This is a genomic window from Dapis brunnea BLCC-M229 (genome assembly GCF_050015995.1).
Taxonomy (GTDB): Bacteria; Cyanobacteriota; Cyanobacteriia; order Cyanobacteriales; family Microcoleaceae; genus Trichodesmium.
This window is the reverse complement of the sequence record NZ_JBNHEP010000079.1, coordinates 1-3,187: the sequence shown is the minus strand read 5'-3', so window position 1 is coordinate 3,187 and position 3,187 is coordinate 1. Positions and strand designations below refer to the sequence as shown.

At 32.6% G+C, this 3,187-nt stretch carries 2 protein-coding genes and 1 pseudogene; 2 read left to right on the top strand and 1 reads right to left on the bottom strand.

The window, feature by feature from the left end; genetic code table 11:
• The first annotated feature begins 126 nt into the window (after positions 1-126).
• On the top strand, positions 127-714 hold the full coding sequence (fcmC, locus tag ACP6PM_RS08865; protein ID WP_426583755.1) for a filament morphology membrane protein FcmC: 588 nt from the start codon (positions 127-129) through the stop codon (positions 712-714).
• A gap of 1,016 nt (positions 715-1,730) precedes the next feature.
• Here the strand turns inward: fcmC and ACP6PM_RS08860 are convergent.
• Positions 1,731-2,315 (bottom strand): PAP/fibrillin family protein, encoded by a 585-nt coding sequence (locus ACP6PM_RS08860; RefSeq protein ID WP_293109725.1) that lies wholly within the window; start codon positions 2,313-2,315, stop codon positions 1,731-1,733.
• 577 nt (positions 2,316-2,892) lie between these two features.
• Between ACP6PM_RS08860 and ACP6PM_RS08855 the strand changes: the two are divergent.
• A pseudogene (locus ACP6PM_RS08855) lies at positions 2,893-3,187 on the top strand (hypothetical protein); the annotation flags it as partial.

Genomic DNA, 3,187 nt, shown 5'->3' with positions numbered 1-3,187 from the left:
GGGGAGGCTTTTAACCTAAACTGTTTAATTATTTAATTATTTAATTATTAATTATTCGGTAATTATTAATTATTGAACAGAATACTTGATCTTGTGCTTTGTCTAAGTTAATTAAAATATTACCCGATGTTGTGGGAAAAAAATCAGAAAAAAGAAGTCTTTTTTACCGAAGAGGCAGCAGATAAGCAGTTGTTAGCAGCTATTGAAAAAGAGTTGAATACCCAAAAATACCAAACTTTTAGTAATCTCTGTAAGCAAGCTCTATGGCAATTTTTGTATGTATCTTCGTCTACAGAATTAGCTCAATCTGCGTCAAATTTGCAACGTCTTGAACACAGAATTTATGAAAAGCTTACCCAACATTTTTCTGAGTTGGAAAAAAAAATTGCTTCTAGTGAATTGAATGAACCTAATCAGGTAAGTCAATTAAATGACCTGAAAAAACACTTGAGTCAAATGAATCAACAATTGGCTCAAATGCAATTTAATTTTGATGCTAAGTTCCTTGAAGCTTTGCAGGCTTTCAAGACAGAATTGCCAAAAATTGAAGCAGCTATTAATAAAATAGAACTACCTATTGTTAAGCCTACTCAGGAGCAAGAATTAACTACTACTAAACCCACAGAAGCAGAAGCAGATTTATCTGTTGAAGAATCAAAAACAGAATCAGATCCCTTGTTGCAGCGCTTAAGTTCTCTTATAGAAGATTTCTAATTAAGCTTCGATACACTTTTGGAAAAAATAATTAGTGGTAACTTCAGAAAACTAACTGTCTAATAGCAAAAAAATTGGGGATTAACGAAAAGGCTTTGTTGTTGTTATGGAAAACTTACTCCAACATCTATAATACTATTTCTCAAAAACTTTTCTACACTTTCTTGAGTAGAAGAATAGGGAAAACTTACAAGTGTATGTTTTTAACAAAGGGCTGATACTAATTTCATAAGTGTTTGTTACAAATCCTAGAAATAAGAAAGAAGGAATAATGAGTAAATTTTCAAAAAAATGGAAAAACGATAGAAATAACTATCTAAAATGAATTGGAGTAGCTATTTTTCAGCATATTTGATTGAGATACACGTTTTTGTAGCATTCTTTTTTTTAAGTGGTATGAGTAATCATTTTATTCAGTATAAAATCTCAACTTCCAGCGTGCTTTTTTATAAGAAAAATGGTTCAAAAATTCTCCCCACACTTCCCCCTCTCCCCACATTCCCCACACCCAAAGGCATAATTCTAAAAAATATACCCTTGTAAGGTAAGCTATCCATTGAAATATAAGGCTTGAAACCAGATTGATTAATTATCAATTATCAATTATCTCCTGAGTTCTGAGTTCTGAGTTATATCCTCACTCATAAGACTTTTTTAGCAAACTCTAATTACCTTTGGTTAAAACCGTAACGGAATTGAATATAAGGAAATCTCCTAAGCTTGTTTTCTCTTGAAACAGAAGGCTTGAAACCGGATTGGTTAATTATCAATTATCAATTATCCATTATCCATTGGTAAGGGTTTGGTTACCGAAAAATTTTGGTTTAAAGCCTCCCCTTTTAAGGGGATAATAAATAAAAATTTTCATGATTAGTCAATCCTATCCGTTTTCAAGGAGGGGTAATTATTAATTATTAATTATTAATTATTAATTATTGAACAAACCCTCTACCATAGGCAACTTTTTTCTAATTGGTATTACTCATCCCATACCAAAAATTAGTTAGGGCATTATCTTAAACTTTTATTAGTACAAATACACTTCCTTTATTGCCTCTTCCAATTCGTAAATCTTCATCTAAGTATGTAATATCTAACCATCCCTGTTGTTCACGATTTTGGATATCAAAATCAACAGCGGTAAATTTTTTTCCTGATTCTATTTCGGCAATTAATTTGTTAGGTGATTGATAACCAATTAAACTTTGTAAACCCAAAATTGAACGATTAAATTTAACATTCACTCGTTTTTCTGAAACAACTTCAAACTGAGCAACAACACTTACAATTCCCTCTAAAAATGGTAAACCATATACTTCTGCAATATTATATATTGCTGTATCTTCAACTCTGATACATTGATAAATATCACCTAGTTTCAGGAAAGGAAAATTGTCAATGCGTAGTAATTCTTGGCTGGTAGTATAAAGTAACCTCCAATTACCATTTAATAGTTCTTTTGCTTCCAAGGGGCGGAGGTTAGGATTATAATCTTCTAACTGAGCGATCGCTGCCAAAATTTCTTTTTGATCGTTTTTACTTGCTAGTAAACCGCGATTTTTGCCTGTAAGTATTTCAATTAATTTCGATTTGTATATCATAATTTCTGTTTATTGTCAATCTGACTTGAATTATTGAATTATTAAGGTAAGGTGACAATATTTATCTATAGCACTACAAAAAAGTGTTAGGACATTAAAAAAAATGAAATCCTTTACGACCAATAGTTTCGACTAGAGCTGATAATGGAGTTATTCGATCAAGAAGGTAACTAAATGCTGTTTGCTCCGCATTCCGGCACGGAAATGCTTAAAGCTATATTATCAGTTAAGAAAAGTTCAAAAAAATTCTGCAGGTTATCCGGGTATCACCCTATTTTGACGATATCCTTAACAGTAGCAAAAAATTTAGAGCAGCTCACCACCTGGATTAATTTTAATCTGAATTTAACTAAAATTTTTAGATTTTAGATTAGTTTTTGCTGCAAAATTATAATTTGATGCACATAAATGCATCTAATCTATTAAATACGAACAGGAAAAATATTTATATATATTATTTACTGGAAAATTTCTGACAAAATCCCCTAAAATCCAAGAGACCGGATCGAGGAGATGAGTAAATCTAAAATATAAGTATTAAGTATAGACTGACTAAAATTCCTTGAGTTGAGGATATATGGAAGAAAAACAACAAACAAATAGCCAACCACAACCTACAGAGTCACCAACTACACCAGTACAGGAAACAGTAGTACCACAACCTGTAGTACCACAAGCCCCAGTACAGGAAACAGTAGTGCCACAACCTGTAGTACCACAAGCCCCAGTACAGGAAACAGTAGTACCACAACCTGTAGTGCCACAAGCCCCAGTACAGGAAACAGTAGTGCCACAACCTGTAGTGCCACAAACCCCAGTACAGGAAACAGTACTGCCACAACCTGTAGTGCCACAAACCCCCGTACAGGAAA

Excerpts from the sequence above, each read along its gene's own strand:
- ACP6PM_RS08860 (WP_293109725.1), bottom strand. The coding sequence starts at position 2,315 with ATGATATACAAATCGAAATTAATTGAAATACTTACAGGCAAAAATCGC.
- fcmC (WP_426583755.1), top strand. The coding sequence starts at position 127 with ATGTTGTGGGAAAAAAATCAGAAAAAAGAAGTCTTTTTTACCGAAGAG.